At 68.3% G+C, this 25,185-nt stretch carries 13 protein-coding genes; 12 read left to right on the top strand and 1 reads right to left on the bottom strand.

Features of this window, described 5'->3' with window-relative positions; all coding sequences use genetic code 11:
- Positions 1–199: 199 nt before the first annotated feature.
- Positions 200–976, bottom strand: a complete 777-nt coding sequence (locus tag G3M62_RS13685; RefSeq protein ID WP_165187878.1) for an alpha/beta fold hydrolase — start codon at positions 974–976, stop codon at positions 200–202.
- Positions 977–1,469: 493 nt separating this feature from the next.
- On the opposite strand from G3M62_RS13685, the gene G3M62_RS13680 reads away from it, so the two are divergent.
- From G3M62_RS13680 to G3M62_RS13625, 12 genes are all read left to right on the top strand, one after another.
- Entirely contained in the window at positions 1,470–2,144 is a 675-nt protein-coding gene (locus G3M62_RS13680) for an STN domain-containing protein (protein WP_165187876.1), read from the top strand.
- 156 nt (positions 2,145–2,300) lie between these two features.
- Positions 2,301–2,945: an energy transducer TonB family protein gene (locus G3M62_RS13675; RefSeq protein WP_165187874.1), complete on the top strand. Its 645-nt coding sequence runs from the start codon at positions 2,301–2,303 to the stop codon at positions 2,943–2,945.
- Complete coding sequence (locus G3M62_RS13670; RefSeq protein ID WP_165187872.1) at positions 2,945–3,496, top strand: RNA polymerase sigma factor; 552 nt, start codon at positions 2,945–2,947, stop codon at positions 3,494–3,496. The genes G3M62_RS13675 and G3M62_RS13670 overlap by 1 nt, the downstream gene beginning before the upstream one ends.
- 55 nt (positions 3,497–3,551) lie before the next feature.
- Positions 3,552–4,523: a FecR family protein gene (locus G3M62_RS13665; protein ID WP_165187870.1), complete on the top strand. Its 972-nt coding sequence runs from the start codon at positions 3,552–3,554 to the stop codon at positions 4,521–4,523.
- A 91-nt stretch (positions 4,524–4,614) separates the two neighbouring features.
- A complete protein-coding gene (locus tag G3M62_RS13660; RefSeq protein ID WP_165187868.1) occupies positions 4,615–5,154 on the top strand; it encodes a helix-turn-helix domain-containing protein in 540 nt (179 codons plus the stop codon).
- Between the two features lie 177 nt (positions 5,155–5,331).
- Positions 5,332–6,954, top strand: coding sequence for a ShlB/FhaC/HecB family hemolysin secretion/activation protein (locus G3M62_RS13655; RefSeq protein ID WP_165187867.1), 1,623 nt, complete (start codon positions 5,332–5,334; stop codon positions 6,952–6,954).
- Between the two features lie 67 nt (positions 6,955–7,021).
- Entirely contained in the window at positions 7,022–8,740 is a 1,719-nt protein-coding gene (locus G3M62_RS13650) for a DUF2341 domain-containing protein (RefSeq protein WP_246263271.1), read from the top strand.
- Positions 8,741–8,751: 11 nt separating this feature from the next.
- The gene (locus G3M62_RS13645) at positions 8,752–9,159 is read left to right on the top strand and encodes an ExbD/TolR family protein (protein WP_165187865.1); all 408 of its coding nucleotides are present in this window, start codon (positions 8,752–8,754) and stop codon (positions 9,157–9,159) included.
- A 3-nt stretch (positions 9,160–9,162) separates the two neighbouring features.
- Complete coding sequence (locus G3M62_RS13640) at positions 9,163–9,867, top strand: TonB-dependent receptor (RefSeq protein WP_165187863.1); 705 nt, start codon at positions 9,163–9,165, stop codon at positions 9,865–9,867.
- A gap of 68 nt (positions 9,868–9,935) precedes the next feature.
- Positions 9,936–11,765, top strand: a complete 1,830-nt coding sequence (locus G3M62_RS13635) for a putative porin (RefSeq protein WP_165187861.1) — start codon at positions 9,936–9,938, stop codon at positions 11,763–11,765.
- A 139-nt stretch (positions 11,766–11,904) separates the two neighbouring features.
- Positions 11,905–12,285, top strand: coding sequence for a hypothetical protein (locus G3M62_RS13630; RefSeq protein ID WP_165187859.1), 381 nt, complete (start codon positions 11,905–11,907; stop codon positions 12,283–12,285).
- 44 nt (positions 12,286–12,329) lie between these two features.
- On the top strand, positions 12,330–25,151 hold the full coding sequence (locus G3M62_RS13625; protein ID WP_165187857.1) for a filamentous haemagglutinin family protein: 12,822 nt from the start codon (positions 12,330–12,332) through the stop codon (positions 25,149–25,151).
- Positions 25,152–25,185: the final 34 nt, after the last annotated feature.

The raw sequence follows: 25,185 nt of genomic DNA, 5'->3' as shown, positions 1-25,185 counted from the left end.
CCTCGCGGACGATATGGTCAGCCCTAGGGCGGCCTCCCCATCGCCCGATCAGTGCAACTCCAAGCCGCAACTCCCCGAATGTCGGGTTTGTGGACTAATCTAAAGGGCCGCTCATGACGCTGGGCCGCCGGCGGCTCAGGCATCGTAAGCGCCGGAGAAACTGCTGAAGGTTGACTTGGCGTGCCTTCAGGACCGCCAACTATTCAGTGGTCTGAACTATGATCCGCGCCGTCTCATCTGCACGGTCCCAGTGCGGAAAATGACCGCACCTGTCAAACCAGTGCAGCTTGGCGTTCGGGAAAGCGGCCTGAGCACGATGGGCCTGTCGGAGTAGGAGGAGACGATCCTGACGGCCCCAGCCGATGGTCACGCGTCCGGGCGTGGAAACCGTTCCAGCTTGTAGCGGGCCGTCTGCCAACTCGCGCACCATCTCGTCGAACACCTGGGTGGCGGCGAAGGTCCGCATCTCGGTCAGGACGATCTCGGGAGCGAGCGCCCACGGTCGGTCGGATAGCTGCGCCAACAGAAGTGCCCGCGTGCCAGAATGGCGCAAAAGGAACGGCATCACCGGCTGGAGCCCTCGCACAAGCCGAATAGATGCCGAGATTGTGGTCTGGAAGAACCGCGTCTCCCAGCCTCGCCAGAATCCGCCAGGGTCCAAGGCGACGCAGTGGCGACCGACGCCTCGACGCGAGAGCTCTAAGACGAGGCGGGCGCCTACAGAACTGCCGACCAGATCCACCGCGCCAAGCCCCTCACGGTCGATGAAGTCTGTAAGCGCGTCAGCAAAGGCGGAAATGGTTTGTCGCCCAGGGATCGGCGCAGACTCACCGTGTCCTGGCATGTCGATCAGGATCAACTCGCGCGAAAGGCTGAGCGCCGGCGCGATCGTGTCCCAGGACCGTATGCTTCCGCCAAGGCCGTGGATCATCAGCAGGGGAGGGCCAACGCCCGTGCGCTCGAAATGCAAAGCCATGCGGACCCAACGTCGCGTGGCTGCTGCGGTTCACCACAACACATCGGCTAAGAAGTCAGCGGACGCTATCGGCGCGGCTCTGAGCGTCCGCATTCCGGCAGACGATCAATGTCAGCTGATGGCGCATCTCGGTTAGAGCCGGTTCTTTGATGGTCCACGTATGCGATGCCTAGCCTTACGGTTATCTGCCGTTTGCCTGTACGTATGCGCGGCTGTGAGGTCGCCTGGGTATCCGCTCTAAGTGCTTGCTCGGCGACAATCATGTCTCCAGACCTACCGCTGGAGCCGGAAAGGTCTGTTATATTCAGTCGGTGCGTTGCTCGCGGCTTTGTGGCATAGGCGGCGCGCGCAGTGTTCCCGGGTCGTTAGGGGCTTCAGGCGTGTCGGCAAGCGTGGGGACCGTGTGGTTTTGACTCGCGGCGGGCATACCGGCCGGGGACGGTCGTGGAGGCGGTCGCGATCCGTTGGCCTAGCGGCGTTCGCCGTCGTCGCCATGCTGCTGGCGTTCGGCGCGGGGGCCAGGGCGGCCGATCCCGACAGGCCCGTCTCGTCCAACGCCGCGCGGCTGTTCAACATTCCAAGCCAGCCGCTGCGGCCAGCATTGGAAGCCTACAGCGTCGTGACCGGCGCACAGTTGATCTACGACAGCCGCTTGGCCGACGGACGTCGCTCGCAACGGGTCGTGGGTGTGTTTAAGCCGGAGACCGCGCTGCGCATGTTGCTGGAAGGGTCGGATCTGACGGTGCGCTACACGGGCCCGTTAGACATCACGCTTGTGCCGATCGAACGAAACAAGGACGCTCCGGAGGCTTCCGACGCGCGCCCGTCGTCCGGGGGAATGGGCGCCCTGGCGTTGGACACCCTCTATGTGGAGGTCGCGCCGGGCAGCGAGGACCGGCCCGATTTCAGCCAGTACGGGCGCGCGGTTCGTCAGGCGCTGAAACAGGCCCTGGCCAGGAATTCGGCCACGTCCGACCGAATCTACCAGGTGCAGTTCGATCTCTGGATCGATGAACGAGGGCGCGTGAGCAAGACTTTCCAGCGCCGATCATGCGGCCGCCCCGATCTCGATCAAGCCATCGCCAAGGTGATCGACGGACTTTTGCTCAAGGACCCTCCGCCCGTCGGCATGCCTTTACCGATGCGCGTGACAATCGTGGCAATATAGGTTGACTTCGGCAGGTCGATTTATTTGTTCACATAAGTGTCACACTAAGTTCGCTATCGTGGCGTGACTTGACAGGGTTCGTCGTAACCTTTGTATCCCGTGGTCGTGCCCGCTCTCAAGTTTTCACGCGCCGTCAAGCGACCGCAGGCCATCGCCTTGCTGATCTCGCTCGTCGCGCATGTCCTGTTGTTCGGCGCCTATTGGCTTCGGCCGCCGGAGGGACGGGTGATCTCGCAAGGCGCGGACGATCCGGCGGCTTTCGAGATCGTGCTGACGCCCGCCGCCAGGACGGAGGCGGTCGAGGATCACGCCGCCGCCCCTCCACGCCACCAGACTCCGCCGCCGCCGCTGAACCAGGAGACACTGGCCCAGGCGTCGCCGACGACGCCGGAGGAGGGGCGCGAGACTGCCCCCAGCCCCGAAGCGCCGGCCGTCGCCGCGCCCAAGCCGGCCGACGGCGACGCCCCCGGCCTGACCCGCGTGGCCGTCGACCCGGCCCTCGGGGACGACTATCGCCACCGCCTGCTGCGGCACATCGAAGCCTATCGCCAGCGCCTGTCCGTGGCCCCGGGGCGGCCGTCCTCCGGGACGGTGCTGGTGCGTTTCTGGGTGGATCGCGATGGGCGCGTGCTGGCGGCTTCGGTGGTCGGCGGCTCCGGTGTCGCCGACTTCGACGACGAGGCGGTGGCGACCATCTGGCGCGCCCGACCGATGCCAGCCATTCCGGCCGCCCTGCCAGAGCGTCTGTCGGTCACCCTGCCCATCGCCTTCGGCCCTCGGCCCGGCTCGGCGCCCGGCTGATGTCGGAGGCCACCTGGATGACGCTCAGGACCCTGCTGGTCGAGCGCTATGACGATCTGGTCCTTCGTCTGTCGCGACACCTGGGATCGCGCGATCTAGCCGAGGAGGCGATGCAGGACACCTTCCTGCGGCTGGCGCGGGAGGGCGAGATCGCGCCGGTCCGCGATCCGCGCGGCTATCTCTACCGCATGGCCTTCAACCTGGCCGCCGCGCGTCAACGCAGCGAGCGCCGGCGACTGACGGTGAGCGAGGCCGACGCGATCCTCGACATGATTGACGAGCAGCCCCGCGCGGACCAGATCGCCGAGGGGCGCGCGCAATTGGCCCTGGTCCACAAGGCGATGGACGAAATGCCGGCCCGCCGTCGGGCGATCTTCGAAGCCGCCTGGATCCGGGACGTGCCCCATCGGGAGATCGCCGAGACGCACGGCCTGACCTTGCGGATGATCCAGATCGAATTGAAGCACGCGGCCGAGCACGTGGCCGAGCGTCTCGACAAGGCCGAGGTTGTCGATTTCGCGATCGCGCGGCGCGGAGCGTCTAAATCATGAGTAGAGAAGACGTGGGAATGGGAGCCATGGGTTTGGCGAGCGGCAGACATCGGACGTGACGCATTCAGAAGACCATACGGACCTCCAGGCCCTGCGGCGGGAGGCGCGTGAGCGCATCGTGCGCTTCCGCTCAGGCGAGGCGACGGCCGACGAGACCGCCGAACTGCTGCGCTGGCGCGCGCGAAGCGACGCCCACGCCCAGGCGCTGGTCGAGGCCATTCGGCTGCGTCGCCTGGTGGCGGCGATCGAAGTGACCCGCCGCGCGGCGAGCGGCTTGGCGGCGACGCCGTCCGCGCGGCGGACGACGATGGACCGTCGCGTCTTCCTTGCGGGCGGGGCGGTCGCCGCCTCGGCGGCCGGTGCGGCGGTGATGGCGACGCATCCACCGCTTGGCCTTTGGCCGTCCCTAGCCGAGCTGGGTTCCGACTACCGGACGGAGAAAGGGCAGCGGCGCGGGGTCTCGGTGGCTCAAGGCGTCGCGGTCGAGTTGAACACCCATACGGCCCTGGGGCTGGACGACGGGGCGCGGGGCGACCTGAAGCTGGTGTCCGGCGAAATCGCCGTCGACGCCGAACGGCCGGTGCTCGTCCGCGTCAGGGGCGGGGAGGCGAGCGCCGCATCTGGCCGCTTCGTCCTGCGCCTGGACGGCGCCGAGGCCTGCGTCACCTGTTTGGCCGGCCTGGTGAAGGTCAGGACTGACGGCGGACTTGCGGCGGCGCTGAACGCTGGCCAGCAATTGCGCTTCGGCGGCGGACGGATCGGCGCGCCGAAGGTGGTCGACCTGGCGCAGGTGGACGCTTGGCGGCGAGGCCTGTTGATCTTCAACGACGAACCGCTCAGCCAGGTGGTCGGCGAGATCAACCGTTATCGTCCCGGACGGATCGTGCTGGCCGATCGACGGCTGGCCGGCATTCCCGTCAACGCCGTCTTCCAGCTGGATCGCATGGATCGGGCCCTGTCGCAGATCCGCGAGGTCGCCAACGCCCGGGTCACGACCTTGCCCGGCGGCGTGGTGATGCTGAGCTAGCCGCCGTTCGCGCGGCTCTGAATCTTCATCGCCAACAAAAATTTCGCGCTCGGCCTTCGCCAATCATCTTGGTTTTGGAGGCCCGAACGACGTGTCCATCGCAAGCACATATCGAAGCATGGGAGGCGGGGTCGCGTATGCGGTCGGCGCGGCGACGTTCGCCGCCCACGACGTCTCGAACGCTCCGCCGCGCTGGTGCGCGGCCGATCTTTCCCAGAACGAGATCGTCGACCGGATCAGCCGTTTCGTACAGGCGAACCTCGGGCTGAAGTCGCCGGCCTCGGTGATCGTCAAGGCCGTGGGTGTGAGCGAGAGCCGCCTGCGACGTGTAATCCTGATGGCCGCCGGCATGACGCTGGGCGGCTTCGTGCTGGAGCTGAAGTTGCTTCAAGCCCACGCCTGGTTGTCGAGCAATCGCGAGCTGCGCTCGCAGCGGGAGATCATCGCGGCGCTGGGTCTGCGGTCTGTGGCGTCGTTCAGCCGGGCCTATGGGCGTCGGTTCGGCGAGAGCATGACGGCGACGCGTCGACGGGCGGTGACGGGTGCGGCGCCGCAACCTGTGTTGCAAGATAATGGCGATGCTCGTCTAGATATAATTCCTTGTAAGTATTTGTCGGTACAAGGTTTGTAAAATGACCAAGCTTTAAAATGCTGTCACACGGTGAATGTAGAGATTTTGTCAGACGCTAATATTTATTGAGTCTAAGTATTCAATAATTACAGGCGCTGCATAAGCTTGGATTGACGGCGAGGGATCGCCGTCGGGGGATGTCTTCCTATGTCGAACGGGCGAGGAACGCGCGGCGCTGTGCTGCGCGCGTTGATGCTGGGCGCTGGCCTGAGCGCTGGAGCCGGCGTGATGGCGGGTCAAGCCTTGGCCCAGGATACGGCAGCGCCGGCGCAAGCCGACGCCCCGCCAGACGCGAGCGCCGCCCCGCGCCGGGTGGACATCAACGAGTATTTCGTCGAGGGCAACACGGTGCTGTCCGATCCGGAGATCGAGCAGGCGGTCTATCCGTTCCTGGGTCCGGACAAGACGCTGGACGATGTGGAGAAGGCCCGCACGGCCTTGCAGAAGGTCTATGAGGCCAAGGGTCTCAAGACCGTGTTCGTCGAGATCCCGCAGCAGAACGTGGTCGGCGGCCGGGTGCGGCTGGCGGTCAGCGAGGCCAAGGTCGGCCAGGTCACCGTGGCCGGCGCCAAGCACACGGCCGACCGGACGATCACCCAGGCCCTGCCGTCGGCGACGCCGGGCAAGGTTCCCGACCTCAACCAGTTCAGCAACGAGTTGGTGGCGCTCAACAGCCGCTCGGCCGACCGCCAGGTCACCCCGGAGCTCAAGCCCGGCGCGACGCCAGGCACGGTCGACGTCGCGCTCAATGTCGAAGACAAGCTGGCCCTGCATGGCGGGCTGGAGGTCTCCAACAACTACAGCCGCGACACCACCAAGACCCGCCTGCAGGCCAATCTGCGCTATGACGACCTGTGGGGCGCGGGCCATTCGGTCTCCGGCTTCTACGCCGTCGCCCCCGAGCGGCCCGACGACAGCGAGGTCTATGTCGCCTCCTACGGCCTGCCGCTGTCCCAGAAGCTGCGGCTGGACGTCACGGCCCTGAAGTCCAACAGCGACGTGGCCACGGTCGGCGACACCAACGTGCTGGGCAATGGCCAGTCGGCGACGGCCGTCTTCACCCGGGTGCTGGGCGGCGGGGCAAGTGGGGGAGGGGGCGGTCTCTACCAGCGCCTGACCGCCTCGCTGGCCTGGAAGGACTTCAAGGAAGACACCCGGTTCGGCGACGTCAGCAGCAAGGCGCCGATCACTTATTACCCGGTCAGCCTGGGTTGGGCCGGGACCTTGACCCAAGACAAGAGCCAGCTGGGCTTTGACCTGTCGACCACCTTCGCCTTGCGCGGCCTGGGCAGCAACCCGGACGACTTCGACTTCAAGCGCTACCGGGCCACCGGGGGCTTCGCCTATGTGCACGCTAGCGTCAACGACCGCATAGACCTGCCCAAGGGCCTGCAAGTCTACGCCAGCCTGGAAGGCCAACTGGCGTCCGAACCGCTGATCTCCAACGAGCAGATCTCGGCCGGTGGGGCCGGCTCGGTGCGCGGCTTCCTGCAGAGCGAGGCGATCGGCGACAACGGTCTTCTGACCTCGTTGGAACTGCGCTCGCCGGTCATTGCCCAGGGCGGGCTGCTGGACGAGCTGCGGGTCCACGCTTTCGTCGACGCCGCCCGGGTCTGGATCCTGGACCCGCTGCCCGAACAGGACCGCCACACCAGCCTGCTGGGCATTGGGGTGGGCCTGCGGGTCAAGCTGATGGGGCGGGTGTCCGGCGACGTGGACGTGGGCTCGGCCTTCGACGACGCCGGCACGACCAAGGTCGGCGACACCCGCGTCCACCTGCGCCTTTCCACGGATTTTTAGACCACCGACTTCCTGGGCCGCGCGCCCACGCCGCCGTGCGGCTTCCAAGACGATGAGGGGTTACGAGATGAAGAAGAAGATCCTGAGCCTGGCCCTGGCGGCCGCCGCCCTGACGGCGATCGCCACCCCGGCGGCGGCCTGGTGGCAGCCCGACTACGCCTACCGAACCAAGATCAACCTCAATGCTTCGGCCGCCGGGCTGAGCGGCGAAGTGGCCCGCGCGCCGGTGCTGGTGCGCCTGCACACCGGCAACTTCAGCTTCGACGACGTCAAGGCCGACGGTTCGGACCTGCGGTTCGTGGCCGGCGACGACCGCACCCCCCTGAAGTTCCACATCGAGAAGTGGTCGCCCGCCGACCAGCAGGCCCTGGTCTGGGTGGACGTCAGCGGCCTCAAGCCGGGCGTGGCCTCGGCGATCTACGCTTACTACGGCAACGAGAAGGCCAAGCCGGGCCAGGACGTGGCCGGCACTTTCGGCCCCGACTACAAGCTGGTCTGGCACTTCGACGGCGTCGGCGCGCCCAAGGACGCCACCGCCAACGGCCTGAACGGCGCGGGGGCGGAGACCCGCAACAGCGGCGGCTTGATCGGCCAGAGCCTGAAGCTGGACGGGACGGCCGGCGTGTCGGTTCCGGCCCAGGCCTTCACCGGTGGTCCGGCCTCGATCAGCTTCTGGGTCAAGCCGGCCGCCGACGGCCAGCTCCTGGCCCTGCCGGGTCTGACCCTGGCTTCCGAGGGCGGCGCGCTGTTTCTGCAGGCCGGCGAGGCCAAGAGCGCGGGCGCGGCCCTGGCGACCGGGGCCTGGGCCCATGTCGCCCTGGTCAACGACGGCGCCAAGACCAGCCTCTACCTGAACGGCCAGTCGGCCGGCGAGGTCGCCGGGGCCCTGGCCGCCGGTCCCGCCACCCTGGGTCAGGGGTTCATGGGCGAAATCGACGAGTTCCGCGTCGCCGGCGTCGCCTTGCCGCAAGCCGACTTCCAGCTGGCCGTGGCCAGCGAAGGGCAGGGCGCGCGCCTGGCCACCTTCGACACCGCCGAACAGACCGACGCCGGCGGCCACAACTACTTCGGGATTCTGTTCAAGGCCCTGACCCCCGACGCCTGGGCGGTGATCGGCGTCCTGGCGGTGATGCTCGTCCTGGCCTTCTGGGTGATGATCACCAAGGGCCTGACGCTGAGCCGGGTGGGGGGCGCCAACAACGACTTCCTGGACGCCTATGAGCGCGCCAGCGTCGCCCGCTCCGAGCATGACGGCCTGGTCGACCTGCCGGCCGGCGGCTCCAGTTCAACCTTGGCCACGCTTTACCGCATCGGCCAGCGCGAGCTGAAGAAGCGCTTGGCCGAGGGCAAGGTGTCAGGTTCGCGCTTCGCCCTGCGCGCCCAATCGATCGCCTCGATCCGCTCGGCCCTGGACGCCGGCCAGGTGCGCGAGGCCCAGAAGCTGAACAAGTCGATGGTGCTGCTGACCATCGCCATCTCCGGCGGTCCGTTCATCGGCCTGCTGGGCACGGTGCTGGGCGTGATGATCACCTTCGCCAGCGTCGCCGCGGCCGGCGAGGTCAACATCAACGCCATCGCGCCGGGCATCGCCGCGGCCCTGCTGGCCACGGTGGCGGGCCTGGCCGTCGCGATCCCGTCGCTGTTTGGCTACAACTACCTGGTCAGCCGCGTCGAGGAGATCGGCGCCGACAACCAGATCTTCGTCGACGAGCTGGAAAAGCGCATCGCCGAGACCTGGCAGGACCTTCCTGCCCCTGGGCCCGCCACCGCCTACGCGGCCGAGTAGGGGAGGGCGTCATGCAAATCCAAGGCAAGAAGCCCTACAACGAGATCAACATCACCCCGCTGGTCGACCTGACCTTCGTGCTGCTGATCATCTTCATCCTGCTGACCACGGCCGCCGTCCAGGGCATCAAGGTCGACCTGCCCAGCGCTTCGGCGGCCAAGGCGTTGGAGGCCCCCAAGGCCCGGGTCATCGCGGTGGCCAATGACGGCACGGTGTCGATCGACGCGGTGCCCGTGTCGATGGCCGAGTTGGAGGGCCAGCTACGCACCACGATCGCTGCGGCGCCCGACACGCCCATCATCCTGCGCGGCGATCGGGCCGTGCAGTACGACCAGATCATGCAGGTGCTGGACCTGTGCTCCAAGGTGGGCGTCGCCTCCCTGGGCATGGCCGCCACCCGCCCGCCCGGCGGAGCCTGATCCATGGCCGCCAGCGCCTTCTATCTGGAGCCGGAAGAGCCTGAGGACGGCTCGCGCCGTCGGCGATCGGGCCTGAGCTTCGGGGCGGTCGTGGCCATCGCGGTCGCGGTCCTGGCCGCCTTCCTGGCCCTGACCCTGCTGCGTGGAACCACCATCTCCGAGCGCCACAGCGACATGAAGACCACCCGGGTGGTCCTGCCGCCGCCCCCGCCGCCGCCCCCGCCAGAGGTCAAGCAGGTCAAGCCGCCCGAGCCAAAGCCCACGCCGCTCGAGCAGCCGGCCGACACCCCGCCGCCGCCTTCGGCGCCCGCTCCGGCCGCGCCGGCCGCGCCCGGAGCCGACGCCCTGACCGCCCGCGAAGGGGCCGGACCCTCCAGCTACGGCCTGGCCATCGGCGACGGCTCCGGCTCACGGGCCGGCGGCAAGGTCGGCGGGTTCGGCGGCTTCAACCGCGCCGCCTACGCCAGCTATCTGGAAGGCGAGATCAAGCGCGCCATGGAAGCCGACAAGGCCCTGCGCTCGGCCGCCCTGAAGGCCAAGGCCCGGGTGTGGATCGACGCGTCCGGCAAGATCACCCGCGTGGAGGTCGACGGCTCCGAACGGGCCGAGACGATCCGCGCCGCCCTGGTCGGTCGCGCCGTCCGCCCGCCCGATCCGTCCGTTGCCATGCCCGTGGCCCTGTCCCTCGACATCCGTCGAGCCGGCTAGCCCGCCTGTCCATCACACCATTCTCGTCACGTTCCGGCGCCTCAGGCGCCGACTAGGGGAAGCTCTCCATGTCGTCCACCTCCGCCCATAAAGGCCGCGTCCTGGCCCTGGCCCTGCTCAGCGCCACGGCCTTGTCGGGCCTGGCCCACGCCCAGGACGCCTCGTCCTTGCCCTCGCAGGGCGGGCCGTCCCAGAACGCCACCATCAACCTGATCCGCGCCCTGGTGAAGAAGAAGGTCCTCACCGCCGCCGAGGCCGAGGCGATGATCGCCCAGGCGCAAGCCGAGGCCGACCAGGCCCGCGCCGTCGCCCAGGCCGCCCAGAGCGCCAACGCCGCCGCCGCCACCGCCCAGGCCAGCGCCGCCGGCGCCGTGGCCGCCGTCTCGCCCGCCTCGGCCCAGCCGGGCACCAGCGTGCGCTACGTGCCCCAGTTCGTCCGCGACCAGATCAAGGACGAGGTGCGCGCCGAAGTCCTGGCCGACGCCAAGACCCAAGGCCTGGTCGCCCCCGACGCGGTTCCCGAGTGGGTGCGCGGGATCAAGATCACCGGCGACCTGCGCGGCCGCTACGAGGGCCGGTTCTTCGACAACGGCAATGCGCTCGACTTCGTCAACATCGGGGCCATCAACGCCGGATCCCCCTACAACACCGACCCGGGCACCAACCCCAACAATCCGCCGATCCTCAACTCGCGCAAGGATAGGACCTATTTCCGGATCCGGGCCCGGATCGGGGTCGAGGCGGCCATCGATCCGGACATCACCGCCTATGTCCGCATCGCCACCGGCTCGCAGAACAACCCCGTCTCCACCAACCAGACCCTGGGGGGGTATTTCAGCAACAAGGACCTGTGGCTGGACCGCGCCTACGTCGACTACCGCCCCGTCGACGGCGCCCACGTGCTGGTCGGCCGCATGGCCAACCCCTTCCAGGCCGCCGAGCTGGTCTGGGACGAGGACGTCAACCTCGACGGCGTGGCCGGCAGCTATGCCCGCAAGTTCGGCGGGGCTTTCAGCGCCTTCGCCGTGGCCGGCGCCTTCCCGCTGGACTATGTCGCCGACGACGGCCCCAAGACGGCGCTCTCCTCGATCAAGACCGACAGCGACAAGGACAAGTGGATCTTCGCCGGCCAGCTCGGCGGCGCCTGGAGCGCCGACGACAGCCTCAAGATCAGCCTCAGCGCGGCCTATTACGACTACAGCGGCGTCACCGGCGCGCTGTCGCCGTCCTGCTCCAACATCGCCGACTACTGCCTGACCGACTATTCGCGGCCCGGGTTCGCCCAGCGCGGCAACACGCTGTTTGCCCTACGCGACATCACCACCACCGACCCGACCAACACCGCCTCGCCGCAGTATTACGGCCTGGCCTCCAAGTTCCGGGTCCTGGACGTCTCGGGCGCGATCGACTGGGACCTTGCCGACGACCTGCGGCTGAACCTGGCCGGCCACTACGCCAGGAACCTGGCCTATGACCGCAGCGAGGTCCTGGCCCGCGGGTTCAATCCCGCCTCGGGCCTGAGCCAGATCGCCAACAACAACGAGACCTGTTCGGTCGATCTCTCCGGCGGAGTCTGCCCGGCCGGCAAGAGCGTGTTCAAGAGCGGCGACACCGCCTGGATGGTCAAGGCGTCCATCGGCACCGCCGCCCTCGAGGCGGCCGGCGACTGGAGCCTGTCGGCCTCCTATCGCCACATCGAGCCCGACGCCCTGCTGGACGCCTTCACCGACAGCGACTTCCATCTGGGCGGGACCAACGCCGAGGGCTGGACGCTGGGCGGCAGCTACGGCCTGCGCCGACACACCTTCGTCGGCGCGCGCTGGATCAGCAGCCAGGAGATCTCCGGACCGCCGTTCAAGGTCGACCTGATGCAGGTCGATCTGAACGTCAAGTTCTGAGCCGGACGTGGTCATGCGTCACTTTCCAAACCCCTTGGGCGCGCATGACGCCACACGTCCGTCTCAGCGCGGGTCGGATCGGCCGGTCGTGAGAAACCCCTCCGGTCCGACCCGCGGCCCCCGCCCTCACGGAGGGCTTTTGACCTGGGCCTTGCCGGTCCTGCTGGCTCTGAGCTTGGGCCACGCCGCTCAAGCCCAGGTCACCGCCCAGAACGCGCCTGATCCGGTCGGCGAGGTGACCGTCACCGCGCCGGCCAAGACCGGCCTCTCCGCCTGCGCGCCGGCCGACTACGCCTGTCTCGACGCCGCTCTCAAGGCCGCCGCCCTGGCCGCCCGGCCCGCCGATCCGCCGGCCTTGGGCGACGCCGTCCAGGCCGACACCCCCACGCGCGTCGGGACCTTCAGCCAGGCCGCCGTCGCCCAGCGCCTGGGGGCAAATTTCGGCCACGCCGCCACGCCCTGGCGGCCGACCACGCCCGCCACGACCAGCCCAATCCTTGCCGGGAGGCCGACGCGATGACGTCGCGCGCCGCCCGCCCCCACACGCCCAACCCGGAACGTCCCATGTCCAAGCTTTCCACGTCCAAGCTTTCGACCCTGCGCTCGCGCCGCCTGCTGCTGGCCGGCGCCAGCCTGGCGACCCTGCTGGCGGCCCAGCCGGCCGCCGCCCAGACCGTCTCGGGCCTGCGCGGAACCACGCCCCGGGCCGGCGGCGCTCCGACCGCCCCCGGCGTCCCGGTCACCACCCTGCCGCCCACCGCCCAGGCCGCGCTCGCCCGCCAGACCGCCATCAAGGCCCGCGTCGCCACCGCCATGGACCTGGCCAACCAGGCCCAGGCCGCCGCCCGCGCCGCGGCCCTGGCCAAGCCCTCCACCATCCCCAACGGCCTGGTAGCCGGCGGCCTGGTCCCCGCCGGCGCCATCACCACCAACCCCTCGCTGTGGCTCAACGCCAACGCCCCCACGCAGGTGCTCGGCGCCGACGGCAAGACCCTGGTCACCATCGACCAGACCGCCGCCAAGGCCATCCTCACCTGGGACAGCTTCAACGTCGGCAAGGACACCACCGTCCACTTCGACCAGACCCAGGGAACCCAGGCCGACGGCTCCAACGAGTGGATCGTCCTCAACCGCATCAACGACCCCAGCCTCAAGCCCTCCACCATCCAGGGCATGATCAAGGCCGAGGGCTCCGTCTACCTCATCAACCGCAACGGCGTTCTGTTCACCGGAACCAGCCAGGTCAACACCCATAGCCTCATCGTTTCGGCCCTGCCGTTCCTGCAGGATCTGACGATCGACCAGGCCAACCAGCAGTTCCTCAAGGCCGGGATCGGCGACCCGCTCTTCAGCAACAGCGCGGTGCTCGGCACGATGAATGTTTTCGTGCCGGTGACAGGCGACGTGACGATCGAGGCGGGCGCCGACATCGAGACCAAGGAGGGCGGCTTCGCCCTCATCGCCGGCAATCACGTGACCAATTCCGGCAGCATCGTTTCCAACGGCGGCCAGACGATGCTGGTCGGCGGGGTGGGGGTGAATTTCACGGCTTCGAGCGGCGGCAAGCTGACGCCGACGCTGACCGGCGCCCCGGCCTCGGTCAATGGAGTCTTTCCCGAATTCGCCGTGGTCAACACCGGCTCGATCGTCGCCCTGCGCGGCGATATTTCAATCGTGAGCAATGCGGTCCGACAGCAGGGCCTGGTGATGGCGACGACCAGCATCACGCGGCCGGGCAGCATCAACATCACGGCGAGCCCCCTGCTCGTCGGCCGGACGATCGGCGGCTCGGCGATCTTCGCGCCGGGCTCGCTCACCGCCGTCCTGCCCGACGCCAATGCCGAGACCACATCCTCCGCCCCCGCCGCCGACGACGTCTTCGAGCCGGGCTCGATCAACGTGACCGCGCGGGGCATCTGGTTCCAGCAGGATTCGACGCTCTACGCGCCGGGCGCCAAGGTGAGCCTGGCGACGGACGCGGGCGGCTCGGAACTGGCTGGCGGCGTGAATTCCGGCCGCGTCCAGGTCGACAGCGGCGCGATCCTCAGCGTCGCCGGCCTGGCGGATGTCGAACGGCCGATGTCGGACAATCTCGTCACCGTGCCGCGGATCGGCCAGAACGAGCTCGCGGATTCGCCGCTGCAACGCGACGGCATCCTCTACAGGAGCCCGTTCACGGTGGACGGCCGGGATTCCGGCACGCGCGACGACGGCCTGGCCTGGGTCGGCTCGCCGGTCGCCAATGTCGGCGGCTATGTCCAGGGCGTCCCGCGTAGCGTCAACCAGATGCTGGTCGACGGCGGTTCGCTGGACATCGCGGCGAACAGCATCGTGCTGGTTCCAGGCGGTACGCTCGACGTATCGGGCGGCTACACCCAGTATCTGGGCGGCTCGGTGCAGACGACGCGGCTGATCGGGGCCGACGGGCGGATCTACAACGCAGCCACCGCCGATCCGCTGATGACCTATGTCGGCTTTGCCGGCCAGACCAGCGTCGAGCACAGCCGCTGGGGCGTCACCGACAGCTTCAGCAACAGCCTGATGAACGGCGGGGCCCAGTTCGAGAGCAGCTATGTCCAGGGCGGCAAGGGCGGCGCGCTCGGCCTCACCTCGGTCCAAATGATCCTGACCGGCGCGCTGCACGGCGACACGGTGATCGGCCGCTACCAGATCGGCGACGGCAAGGAACCGCAAGGCGCATCGCTTTCCCTCAAGGGATCGGGCCTGCGCCTGTCGGCGGACGGAACCAGCTATGACGGCGTCGCGGCGAACGAGACGCTCCTTACGCCCGAACGGCTCGCCCTGCCGACCAACGACATCGACAACATCCTGTGGACGGCGAACATCTCGACTCGGGTGATCGACGGCGGCGGGTTCGGCTCGGTCTCGCTCAAGGCGGATATGCTCACGGTCGACGCCGACGCCGCGCTCACGGTGCTGCCGGGCGGAAGCATCGCGTTCACCGCCGCGCGGATGGACGTGCTGGGCAAGCTTACGGCGCATGCCGGCGCGATCTCGCTGACCACCACCGGCGTCACCGGCGCCGGGGGGTACTCCGCTCCCGGCAACCCGCCCGCCCCCGACGCAGACGGGATCAGCGGACCGACGGTCTTTCCGGTCGGCACGACCGTGCCGCTGCTGGGCGATATCACGATCGGCGGCGACGCGGTGCTCGACGTTTCGGGCCTGTGGATCAACGACACCGGCGCGGGGCGCGACCAACAGATCGGCGACAGCTTCGTGAACGGCGGCAAGATCTCGCTCGTCACCAACGTGAAGGTGAATTGCCTGATCACCTGCGGGCCGCAAAACGTGGAGGGCTATTACGACACGACCGGCGGAATCCTGCTGAAGCCGGGCAGCCTGCTCGATGCGTCGGGCGGCGGCTATGTGGGCCAACTCGGCCGGGTCGCGACGAAGAACGGCGTACCCATCGGGCGCGGCGGCGATATCGGGCTGGTGACATACCAGAACAAGGGCGTGGGCCTGTTCATCGGGCCCAAGCTTGGACCACAGGGCGGTTCGGGCGACCCTATCACCAATGGACGGCTCGAGCTGGACGGCACGCTCAAGGCCTATGGCTTCGCCGGCGGCGGCACGCTGACGCTGCAGGCCCTCCAGCTCCAGGTCGGCGGCGACGCCGCCGACCTGCCCGACTACGCCACCTATTTCTCGCAGGATTGGTTCTCCGACCAGGGTTTCGGCGCCTACAAGCTCAGTGCGATCTACGACGCGACCATCGCCGACGGCGCGACGGTGCGGGTCAGCCAGCGCAACTACGTGGCCGACCTTGGCGCCCTGGCCCGACTGGCCACCGGCGGCGCGATCGACAGCGTCGCGACGCTAGGCGTGCTCGATCCCTATCGCCGCCAGGCGACGGACTTCTCGCTGACGGGCGACAGCTATATCACCTGGGACGCGCGCCCCCTTTCGGGCGGTGGATCCGTAAGCCCCATCGTTCCCAAGCTGACCGGCGTCGCCGGCGTGGTGACGCTGGGCGAGGGCGCCGCCATCCTTGCCGACGCCGGCGCCGATGTGTCGCTGGCGTCCTTTGGCCAACTGAATGTGCTGGGCGGCATCGTCGCGCATGGCGGCTCGGTCGACATCGAGGGACTGAACGTCAATGGCCAGAGATATGATTACGGCAGCCGCTCGGTGTGGCTGGGCAAGGACAGCCTGATCGACGTGTCGGGGATCGCCTTGATCGATCCGCTGGCCAAGCCGGTCCGTTCGGGCGAGGTCTTCAAGACCCCCGTCAGCGGCGTGGTGCTGGACGGCGGCTCGGTCTCGATCCAGGGCGGCAACGCGTTCGTCGTCGCCGAGGCCGGCAGCCGCATCGACGTGTCCGGCGCGAAGGCGGTGCTCGACATCCGCACCCAGTCGGCCAATCCGTTCGCGCCGATCGCGTGGACGCCCACCGAGGTGGCCAGCGATGGCGGCAGCGTCATGCTCGGGTCGACCAACGGCCTGTATTTCGATGGCGCGATCGCCGCGCATGGCGGCAGCGACGCGGCGCGCGGCGGGACGCTGCAGATCGCATCGGCTCCCAATGCCGCCGGCTACAGCGTGCCCCCCACGCCGACGCCGCCGGTCGCGACCGCGATCGTTCTTCAGCAGTCGGGCATGCTGGTCACATCCGACATGGCGATGGGCGGCGCGATCGAAGGCGGCCAGATTTCCAAGGCGATGCATTTCGCCGTCGACCGGCTGGACGGGTCGGGGATCGACACCCTGGTGCTGGGCGGCGATCCCACGCAGATCCCCGCAAGCGACATCCATGGCCCGATGTCTTCGGCGCCGCTCGAGTCGATCGTCTTTTCGGGCGACGTGAATTTGTCGCTCGACCGCGCGGTGATGATGGACGCGCACAACTATGTCGGGACCGACGGGGCGACCGTGTCGATCGCCGCGCCCTATGTGGCGCTGACCGGCGGCGGCATCACAGATATCACGCCGGTGCTGACGGGCGGTTCCGGGACGCTCAACGTGACGGCGCGACAGATCGACCTGATGGGGCAGTTCACGCTGCAGCGCTTCGCCGAGGCCAACTTCACCTCGAGCGGCGACATCCGGCTCATGATGCCGGCCGAGCTGGGCTACTTCAACGCCAGCAAGGTCGAGCGACCGGGCGAGCTGATCACCGCGGGCGACCTGACCTTCAAGGCCGCGCAGGTCTATCCGGCCACGGGCAACGTGTTCCTGATCGCCGCGCCCACCGCGGGATCGACGGTCACCTTCCTGGGCAACGGCTCGACGGCCCCGCCGATCTCGGCCGGCGGCGCGCTGCTGGTCGACGCAGCCAACATCGTCCAAGACGGGACGATCCGCGCGCCGTCGGGTACGGTCCAGCTGGGCGTCGGCGACATCAATGACGCCAGCGTCAAGACCGCGTTCAACAACCTGCCGCTGATCCATACGTCGAACGTCACGCTGAGCGAAGGCAGCGTCACCTCGGTGTCGCTGGACGGGCGCTCGCTGCCCTACGGCACGACCACCGATGGCACGGACTGGGCGCTGATCGTCCAGAACTCGCTGGGCACGACCACCAAGCTCGACCCGCTCATCCAGGCGCCGTCCAAACTGATCGGCCTGGCCGGCGACAACGTCGATTTCGCCGACGGAGCCACGGTCGACCTGTCGGGCGGCGGCGAGCTCTACGCCCAGGAGTGGGTGCCGGGCACGGGCGGTTCGCGCGATCTGCTCAACGCCGTCAACACCACCTATTCCAGCGGCGCGGCGGCGGCGAAAACGCCGCTCTATGCCGACGGCCGAGAAGTCTACGCCGTGGTTCCGGGCTATCAGGCCCCGGTGGCGGCCTATGATCCCAGCTTCGGTTATCCGGGCCAGGACCAGCTCTCCAGCGTCGGCAAGGCGGTCTATCTCTCCGGCGTCCCTGGCCTGCCGGACGGCGTCTACACCCTGCTGCCGGGTCAGTACGCCACCTTGCCGGGCGCGTTCCGCGTCGTGCAGCAGACCGACGTCATCGACAGCACGCCCCACGATAACGTCACCCTGGCCGACGGCGGCCAGGTGGTCTCGGGCCGTTTTGTCGACGCCCTGACCGGCAAGTCGGACGCCCGCACCACCAGCTTCCTGGTCCAGTCGCAAGAGGTGTGGAAGCAGTACAGCGAATATACGATCAGCTCGGCCGACGTGTTCTTCCCCGGCAAGGCGGCCCACGCCGAAAGCTCGGCGACGCGCACGCCGGTCGACGCCGGACGCCTGGTGCTGGCGGCGGTCAATTCCCTGATCCTGGACGGCGAACTCAAGGCCCAGGCCGGGGCCAAGGGCCGCGGAGCCGCGGTCGACATCAGCGCCCAGGCGATCCAGATCCTGGGCGGCTCGGGCGAGGCGCGCGACGGCTATCTGCAGGTCGACGCCACGGCCCTGTCGAACCTGGGCGCCGAGAGCCTGCTGATCGGCGGCACGCGTTCGGACGGCGTCAACGGCACGACGATCACCGCCATCGCCAGCAGCGTGGTGCTGTCCAACGACAAGACCTCGGCCCTGACCGGTCCCGAGGTGATGCTGGTCACCAAGGCCGGCGGCGACGGCCTGGTCCTGGAAAGCGGTTCGGTGCTGGCGGCCAAGGGCGACATCGCCAATCCCTCCAGCGCCCCGATCCTGATCGGCAAGGACGGCGGCGCGACGGGCGACGGCGCCTTGGTGCGGGTCTCGAACGGCGGTGCCGTCTCGGTGATCCGCGACAACGTGCCAGGCCTGGACGGCGTGGCTGGAACCGCCACGGGCCAGCTCGACATCCGGGCCGGGGCGAGCGTCGATGGCGGCAAGTCGACGATCCTCGATTCCACCGGCGATCTGTTGCTGGACCCCGGCGCGGCCTTTGCCGGCCAGAGCGTCGATGTCAACGCCAACACCGTCGCCTTCGTCGGCGAGGGCTCGACCGCCGCCCCGACCGGCTTCGTGGTCGGCGAGCAACTGCTGGCCCAGTTGGCCCACATCACCACGCTGGGCCTGCACAGCCGCTCCAGCATGACCTTCTTCGGCGATGTCGACCTGGTCAGCGGCCAGTCGTTGACCCTGGGCGCCAACGCCTTCGTCAGCGACGGCGGCGATGTGACCATCACCGCGCCCAAGCTGGTCCTGACCAACGACGTCGGCGGCGGCGCGGCGATCTTCGCCGGCGGGACCGGTTCGCTGACGATCAAGGCCGGCGAGCTGGACTTCGGGGCCGGCGCGGTCACCGTCCAGGGCTTCGGGGCGGTCACCGCCACCGCGACCCAGGGTGTTGTCGGCCAGGGCCGGGGCAGCTTCGATTTCGGCGATCTGAACGTGGCGATGACCGCGCCGGTGTTCACCGCCGACAGCGGCGCCAACACGGCTATCAAGACCACCGGCGCCCTGACCCTGAACCGCGGCGCGGGCACGGCGATCACGCGCGAGACCCTGGGCGGCGCGCTCAGCCTCTCCGGCGGCAGCCTGACCACCGACGCGACGATCGCCGCGGGCGCCGGCAATATCACGCTCGCCGCCACGAGCGGCGACCTGACGCTGCTGAATGGCGCTCTGGCGAGCACCAAGGGTTACACAAAGACCTTCTTCGACACTGAAGCCTACGGGCCGGGCGGCAATCTGACGCTGACCGCCAGCACCGGCGCCATCACGGTCAACAACGGCGCGACGCTGGACTTCTCGGGCGCCGACAAGGGCGGCGACGCCGGAAGCCTGACACTCAACGCCTCGGGCGTGGTGACGCTGGATGGTGTGCTGAAGGGCGGCGCCGCCAGCGCCGACTATCGCGGCGGACGACTGACCCTGGCCTCGGGCGGGGCGATCGATCTGGATCGCATCGCCGATCTCAGCAACGCCACCGGTATCACCGGCGCGCTCAGCATCACCAGCGGCGCTGGCAATCTCGTCCTCTCCGCCGGCAAGGCCCTGAAGGGCCAGGTGATCTATCTGGCGGCCAATGGCGGGGACCATCCCGGCGACGCCGAGGGCAATGTCGTCGTCAATGGCGTCATCGACGTGTCGGGCGAGGCGGCCGGCCACATCGACTTGTTCGGCAAGAGCGGGGTCGACCTGTCGGGCCAACTGCTGGCGACCAGCTCGGTGGCGCACCAGGACGGCGGCGTCGTCACCCTCGGCACCACCGGGGTGACGGACGGTTCGTTCAACGGCCAGTACGGCTACGAGACCGTCCAGGCCGCCGACAGCGGCGCGATCCGCATTCGCGGCGGCGCGCTGATCGACGTCTCGGGCGGATCGGCGGATTCAGGCGGCAGCGTTTCGTTCCGCGCGCCGCTGCTCAGCGACGGCGACGTCAAGATCGCCATCGACGGCGGCTCCGCCAACATCAAGGGCGCCAAGCGTGTCACGATCGAGCCTTACGCCAAGTGGAGCACCGCCGACGCCACCACGGGCGCCCAGCACTTCGACGGCATCATCGATCCGGCCGGTTGGTACGGCGCCGACGGCAAGCTGCTCGCTGGCCAGTGGACCGACGACAAGGGCGTGGTGCTCGCCGCGCCGGCCGACGAGGCCGAGCTGAAGACCTATCTGAGCAAGTATTACTTCATGCCGACCACGGCCAATGCCGACCATCTCGGCTTCTACGGCTATGCCGGCGGCGACCCCGCCAATGGTCCGGGCGCGCTGATGGGCTTCGTCCAGGCCCCGGGCTTCAGCTTCGGAAACCGCTATGCGGGGATCGCCGGCGTGCACGTCCGGCCGGGCATCGAGTTGGCCAATCCGGGCGAGACGGTCAACGGCGGCAACGTCGACGTGCTGACCAACTGGAACCTCGGCGCTGGCGAAACCGGCGTCACCGGCGGCGTCACCCTGGCCTATCGCTATGGCTTCGAGGCGCCGGTGCTGACCGTCCGCGCCGAGCGGAACATCAACCTCAAGGCCTCGATCACCGACGGCTTCTACCAGCAGAACGACGGCGCTCATCTGCAGGACCCCGTCGCGCCGCCAGCCCCGCCCACGGGCGGCAGCGACCCCGCCTACGACGCGGCGCTGGTCTCCTACACGGCCTCGAAGGGCTTCCTCGACTCCAACGGCCTGTGGAACGGCTCGATCAACCTGGTGGCCGGCGGCACGGCCGACATCAGCGCCGACCCCAACTACGAGCCGCTGCGCGCGCCGCTGACGGATCAGTCCGCCAACTACTACAGCAACTACATGGCCTATATCGGCGAGATCGGGCAGGGCAACGGCGACAGCCTGTGGGCCGACATCTTCTGGCTGCAGTCGGTCAGCGGCGGCTTCCTGAACTATTCGCCCAACGCCAGTCCGAACGGCGACACGCTGAAGTCGCCGGCCGATTTCGCCAGCTACGCCGACTACCAGGCCTACTATCAGACCTGGCTCATGACATGGTTCGACGTCTGGCAGACCGTGCCGGGATCGGGCACCGACACCACGCCGATCCCGCTGCAACAGCCGATCGACACCGACTACGCCGACTACAGCCAGAACTACCAGCAGGTCTACATTCCCGGCCACAACGCTTACTTCTTCTATACCTGGGGCAGCGTCGGCATTCCGGGCACCGCCACCCAGCTGTTCTACGCTCCCTTCGCGCCGCGCTCTGACGCGGCGGGAAGCCCCGCCTATCAAGCGGCGCTGACCTCCTACCGGGCCTCGAAGAATTTCCTCGACTCCAACGGCCTGTGGAACGGCTCGATCAACCTGTTGGCCGGCGGCACGGCCGACATCTCGCACGACCCCAACTACGAGCCGCTGCGCGCGCCGCTGACGGATCAGTCCGCCAACTACTACAGCAACTACATGGCCTATATCGGCGAGATCGGGCAGGGCAACGGCGACAGCCTGTGGGCCGACATCTTCTGGCTGCAGTCGGTCAGCGGCGGCTTCCTGAACTATTCGCCCAACGCCAGTCCGAACGGCGACACGCTGAAGTCGCCGGCCGATTTCGCCAGCTACGCCGACTACCAGGCCTACTACCAGACCTGGCTCATGACATGGTTCGACGTCTGGCAGACCGTGCCGGGATCGGGCACCGACACCACGCCGATCCCGCTGCAACAGCCGATCGACACCGACTACGCCGACTACAGCCAGAACTACCAACAGGTCTATATTCCCGGCCACAACGCTTACTTCTTCTACACTTGGGGCAGCGTCGGCATTCCGGGCACCGCCACCCAGCTGTTCTACGCTCCCTTCTCGCCGCGTTCGGACGCCGACACGAGCGGTCCTGGCGGCCCCGGCCCCGTGGTGGTTCCGATCGCGGCGCCGGGTCCCAACAACAGCCCGTCGAACATGCCGATCGCCGGTCGCCCGACCAGCCTGGCCTCGGCGACCCTGCTGGGCGGCGAGAGCAGCTCCTACCGCCTTGTCGCCGGCGCTGATTTCGGCGCGGCCGACGCCTTGGCCATTAACCGGCTGACCGGGACCGGATCGGTCTCGCTCGACGGCCATTTCGAGGTGGTGGACAGCACGACCACCGACGACAACGGCGCCGCGCTCGATCCCCGCAACCCGGCCGTCGGCAAGACCCTGGTGCTGCCCAATGTGATCCGCACCGGCGTCGGCTCCATCGACATCGCCGCGGCCAGCGACATCACGCTGAGCGACGCCGTCGCGCCGGGCGCGATCTATACCGGCGGCGAGCCGGTCGGCGCGAGCAGCACGAGCACCGCGGTCGATGTGATCCGGCCTGGACTGCTCAACGTCTTCTTCTCCAGCTCCCCGACCTTCCTGGCGACGCCGGCCGTGCAGCCCGACAATGGCGGCGACATCACGCTGACAGCGGGCGGCTCGATCCGCGGCAACCAGCAGGTGTTCGACGTCGACGGCTCGATCACCGGTACGGCGGGCGCCAATATCACGCAATACTGGTATCCGTGGCTCAACAGCGGCCGCTCGACCGACGACGCCACCTCGATCAACTTCGGCAATTTCGACCAGGGCGTGCTGAGCGCGGGCGGCGATGTGTCGGTGCTGGCGGGCGGCGACATCCGCGAGCTGTCGGTTTCGCTGCCGACCACCTGGTATCTGACCGGCGCCGGCCCGCGCGCGACGCAGACTGTCAACCTCGTCGGCGGCGGCGACCTGTCGGTCGAGGCGGGCGGCGACATCCTGGGTGGCAGCTATTTCATCGCCAAGGGCGCGGGACGGATCGACGCGGGCGGCGACATCGGCTCGGCCTTCACCTATCAGGCGTCAAGGGACACGAGGATCACGAGTCCGCTCTCGACGATCCTGGCGATCCAGGATGCGCAGGTGCAGGTGACGGCGCGCGGCGATCTCGACATCGGGCGCTTCATCAATCCCGGCCAGATCGGCTTTGGCCAACGCGGATTGTCCAGGCCGTTCACCAATACGCTCGACCAGATCAGCGCCGCGTCCTCCCTGCAACTGACCAGCGTGACCGGCGATGTCGGCTTCGACACGCTAAACGCGCCGCTGCAGCTCCTCGGGGGATATATCGGGGGCGGTATCGGGACGGTGGACTACCTCTTGCCCGCCACCTTGAAGGTCACTGCGCTGGACGGCGGCGTCACCATCGCCGACGGGGGCATGCTTTCGCCTTCCGCGACCGGCCAGCTCAGCCTGCTCGCCAACGATACGGTCCGGATGATGACCAGTTCGGTCGCCCCTCTGCGGAGCTTCGGATTGGCGCAATTCAAGCCGCAGAACGCCATCCTCAACCTGGTGTCGGCCAGCGGCGTCGCCATCGATCCCAGCGCGCTGCCCTCCCAATCGCTCGCCACCATCGACGGTCTGCTTCACGCTGACGACGCCGAACCGGTGCGGATCTACAGCCTGACCGGCGATGTCGTCTCCGGTCGCAATTACACTGAGAATCAGGCCGGGCAGGGCGTGCAGGCCAATCAGGTCTGGTTGCAGACCCCCAAGGCGACGCAGATCCGCGCCGGCCGCGATATCGTCGATCTCGTCTTCCTGGGCCAGAACCTGCACGACAGCGACGTCACCAGCATCATCGCCGGCCGCGATATCGTCGATTTGCCCGGTCAGCTCAGCACCAACAACCCGCCAGTCTACACCCTTTACGGCCTGGCCGGCCTGATCCAACTCGCCGGACCGGGCCGGCTGGACGTGCAGGCCGGACGCGACCTGGGTCCGCTCGACCGCGACCTGGCCGACAGCGGCGAGAGCGGTCGAATCTTGCCGAGCACGGGCATCCAGACGATCGGCAATCTCTACAACCCCTATCTGCCGCGCGAGAGCGCCGACATCTCGGTGCTGTTCGGCACGGGACCGGGCGTGGCCTGGAACGCCTTCGCCGCCGCCTATCTCGATCCGGCGGCGACGGGGACGGACCTGCCGTCGTTCGACGCGGACCTGATCGCCGCGGTCGCCAGGTATCGGGCCGACATGGACAAGCGCGCCGGCGGTAAGGGCGTTCTCCCATCGCTCACCGCCGACCAGGCCTGGGCCGCGTTCCAGGCGATGCCAGAGGCCCAGCGCGACGCGCTGGCCCAGACGGTGTTCTTCAAGATCCTGGCCATCACCGGCGCCGACTACAACGATCCGAACAGCCCGTTCTTCAACAAGTACGCCCGGGGTTACCAGGCGATCGAGACGCTGTTCCCGTCGGCCCTGGGCTATACGAAGAACAACCTCGAAGGCGGCGTCAACGGCGCGGCGACCTTGGTCTCGACCGGCAATCTCGACATCCGCGGCTCGACCATCCAGACCCAGATGGGCGGCGACATCAACATCATGGGCCCGGGCGGCCAACTGCTGATTGGCTCGACGGCTTCGCCGCCCTATGTGCCGGCTACGCCCAACGGAGGGGGAGGCATTGGGCCGCAATCCCAGGGTATACTGGCCTGGGAGACCGGGGCGGTGAACATCTTCTCCGACCGCTCGCTGCTGCTGGCCCAGAGCCGGATCTTCACCGAGCGGGGCGGCGACATGACCATCTGGTCGTCGAACGGCGACATCAACGCCGGCAAGGGCAGCAAGACCTCCAGCGAGATCAAGCCGGTGGATTTCATCTGCTCGGCGGACTTCTACTGCCGGGTCGACGCCGCCAGCCAGGTGACCGGGGCGGGCATCGCCGCCTTCGCCGGCCAGCTGGGCGTGACGCCGCCGACGGTGACCCTGGTCGCTCCGCGCGGCACAGTGGACGCGGGCGACGCCGGCATCCGAGTGGCCGGCAACCTGATCGTCGCGGCCCAGTTCGTGGCCAACGCCGACAACATCCAGGTGGAGGGCGCGACGATCGGCGTGCCGACCAACGCGGTGGACGTCAGCGGCAACCTCGACGCCTCCAGCGCGGCCGCCAGCGCCGTGCAGGAAGTCGTCCAGACCATGCAGCAAAGCCGCCGCAACACCCAGCCCTCCGTCATCACCGTAACGGTCGATGGCTTTGGCATCGGTCCCAACGACTGCGACGCCAATGCCGACACCTGCCCGGCGCGTTAGGCGCCGGGTTTCTTCTCTATGTTTGGAGTCCTTC

This window comes from Caulobacter soli, from assembly GCF_011045195.1.
Classification (GTDB): domain Bacteria; phylum Pseudomonadota; class Alphaproteobacteria; order Caulobacterales; family Caulobacteraceae; genus Caulobacter; species Caulobacter soli.
This window is presented reverse-complemented; position numbering and strand designations above follow the sequence as displayed.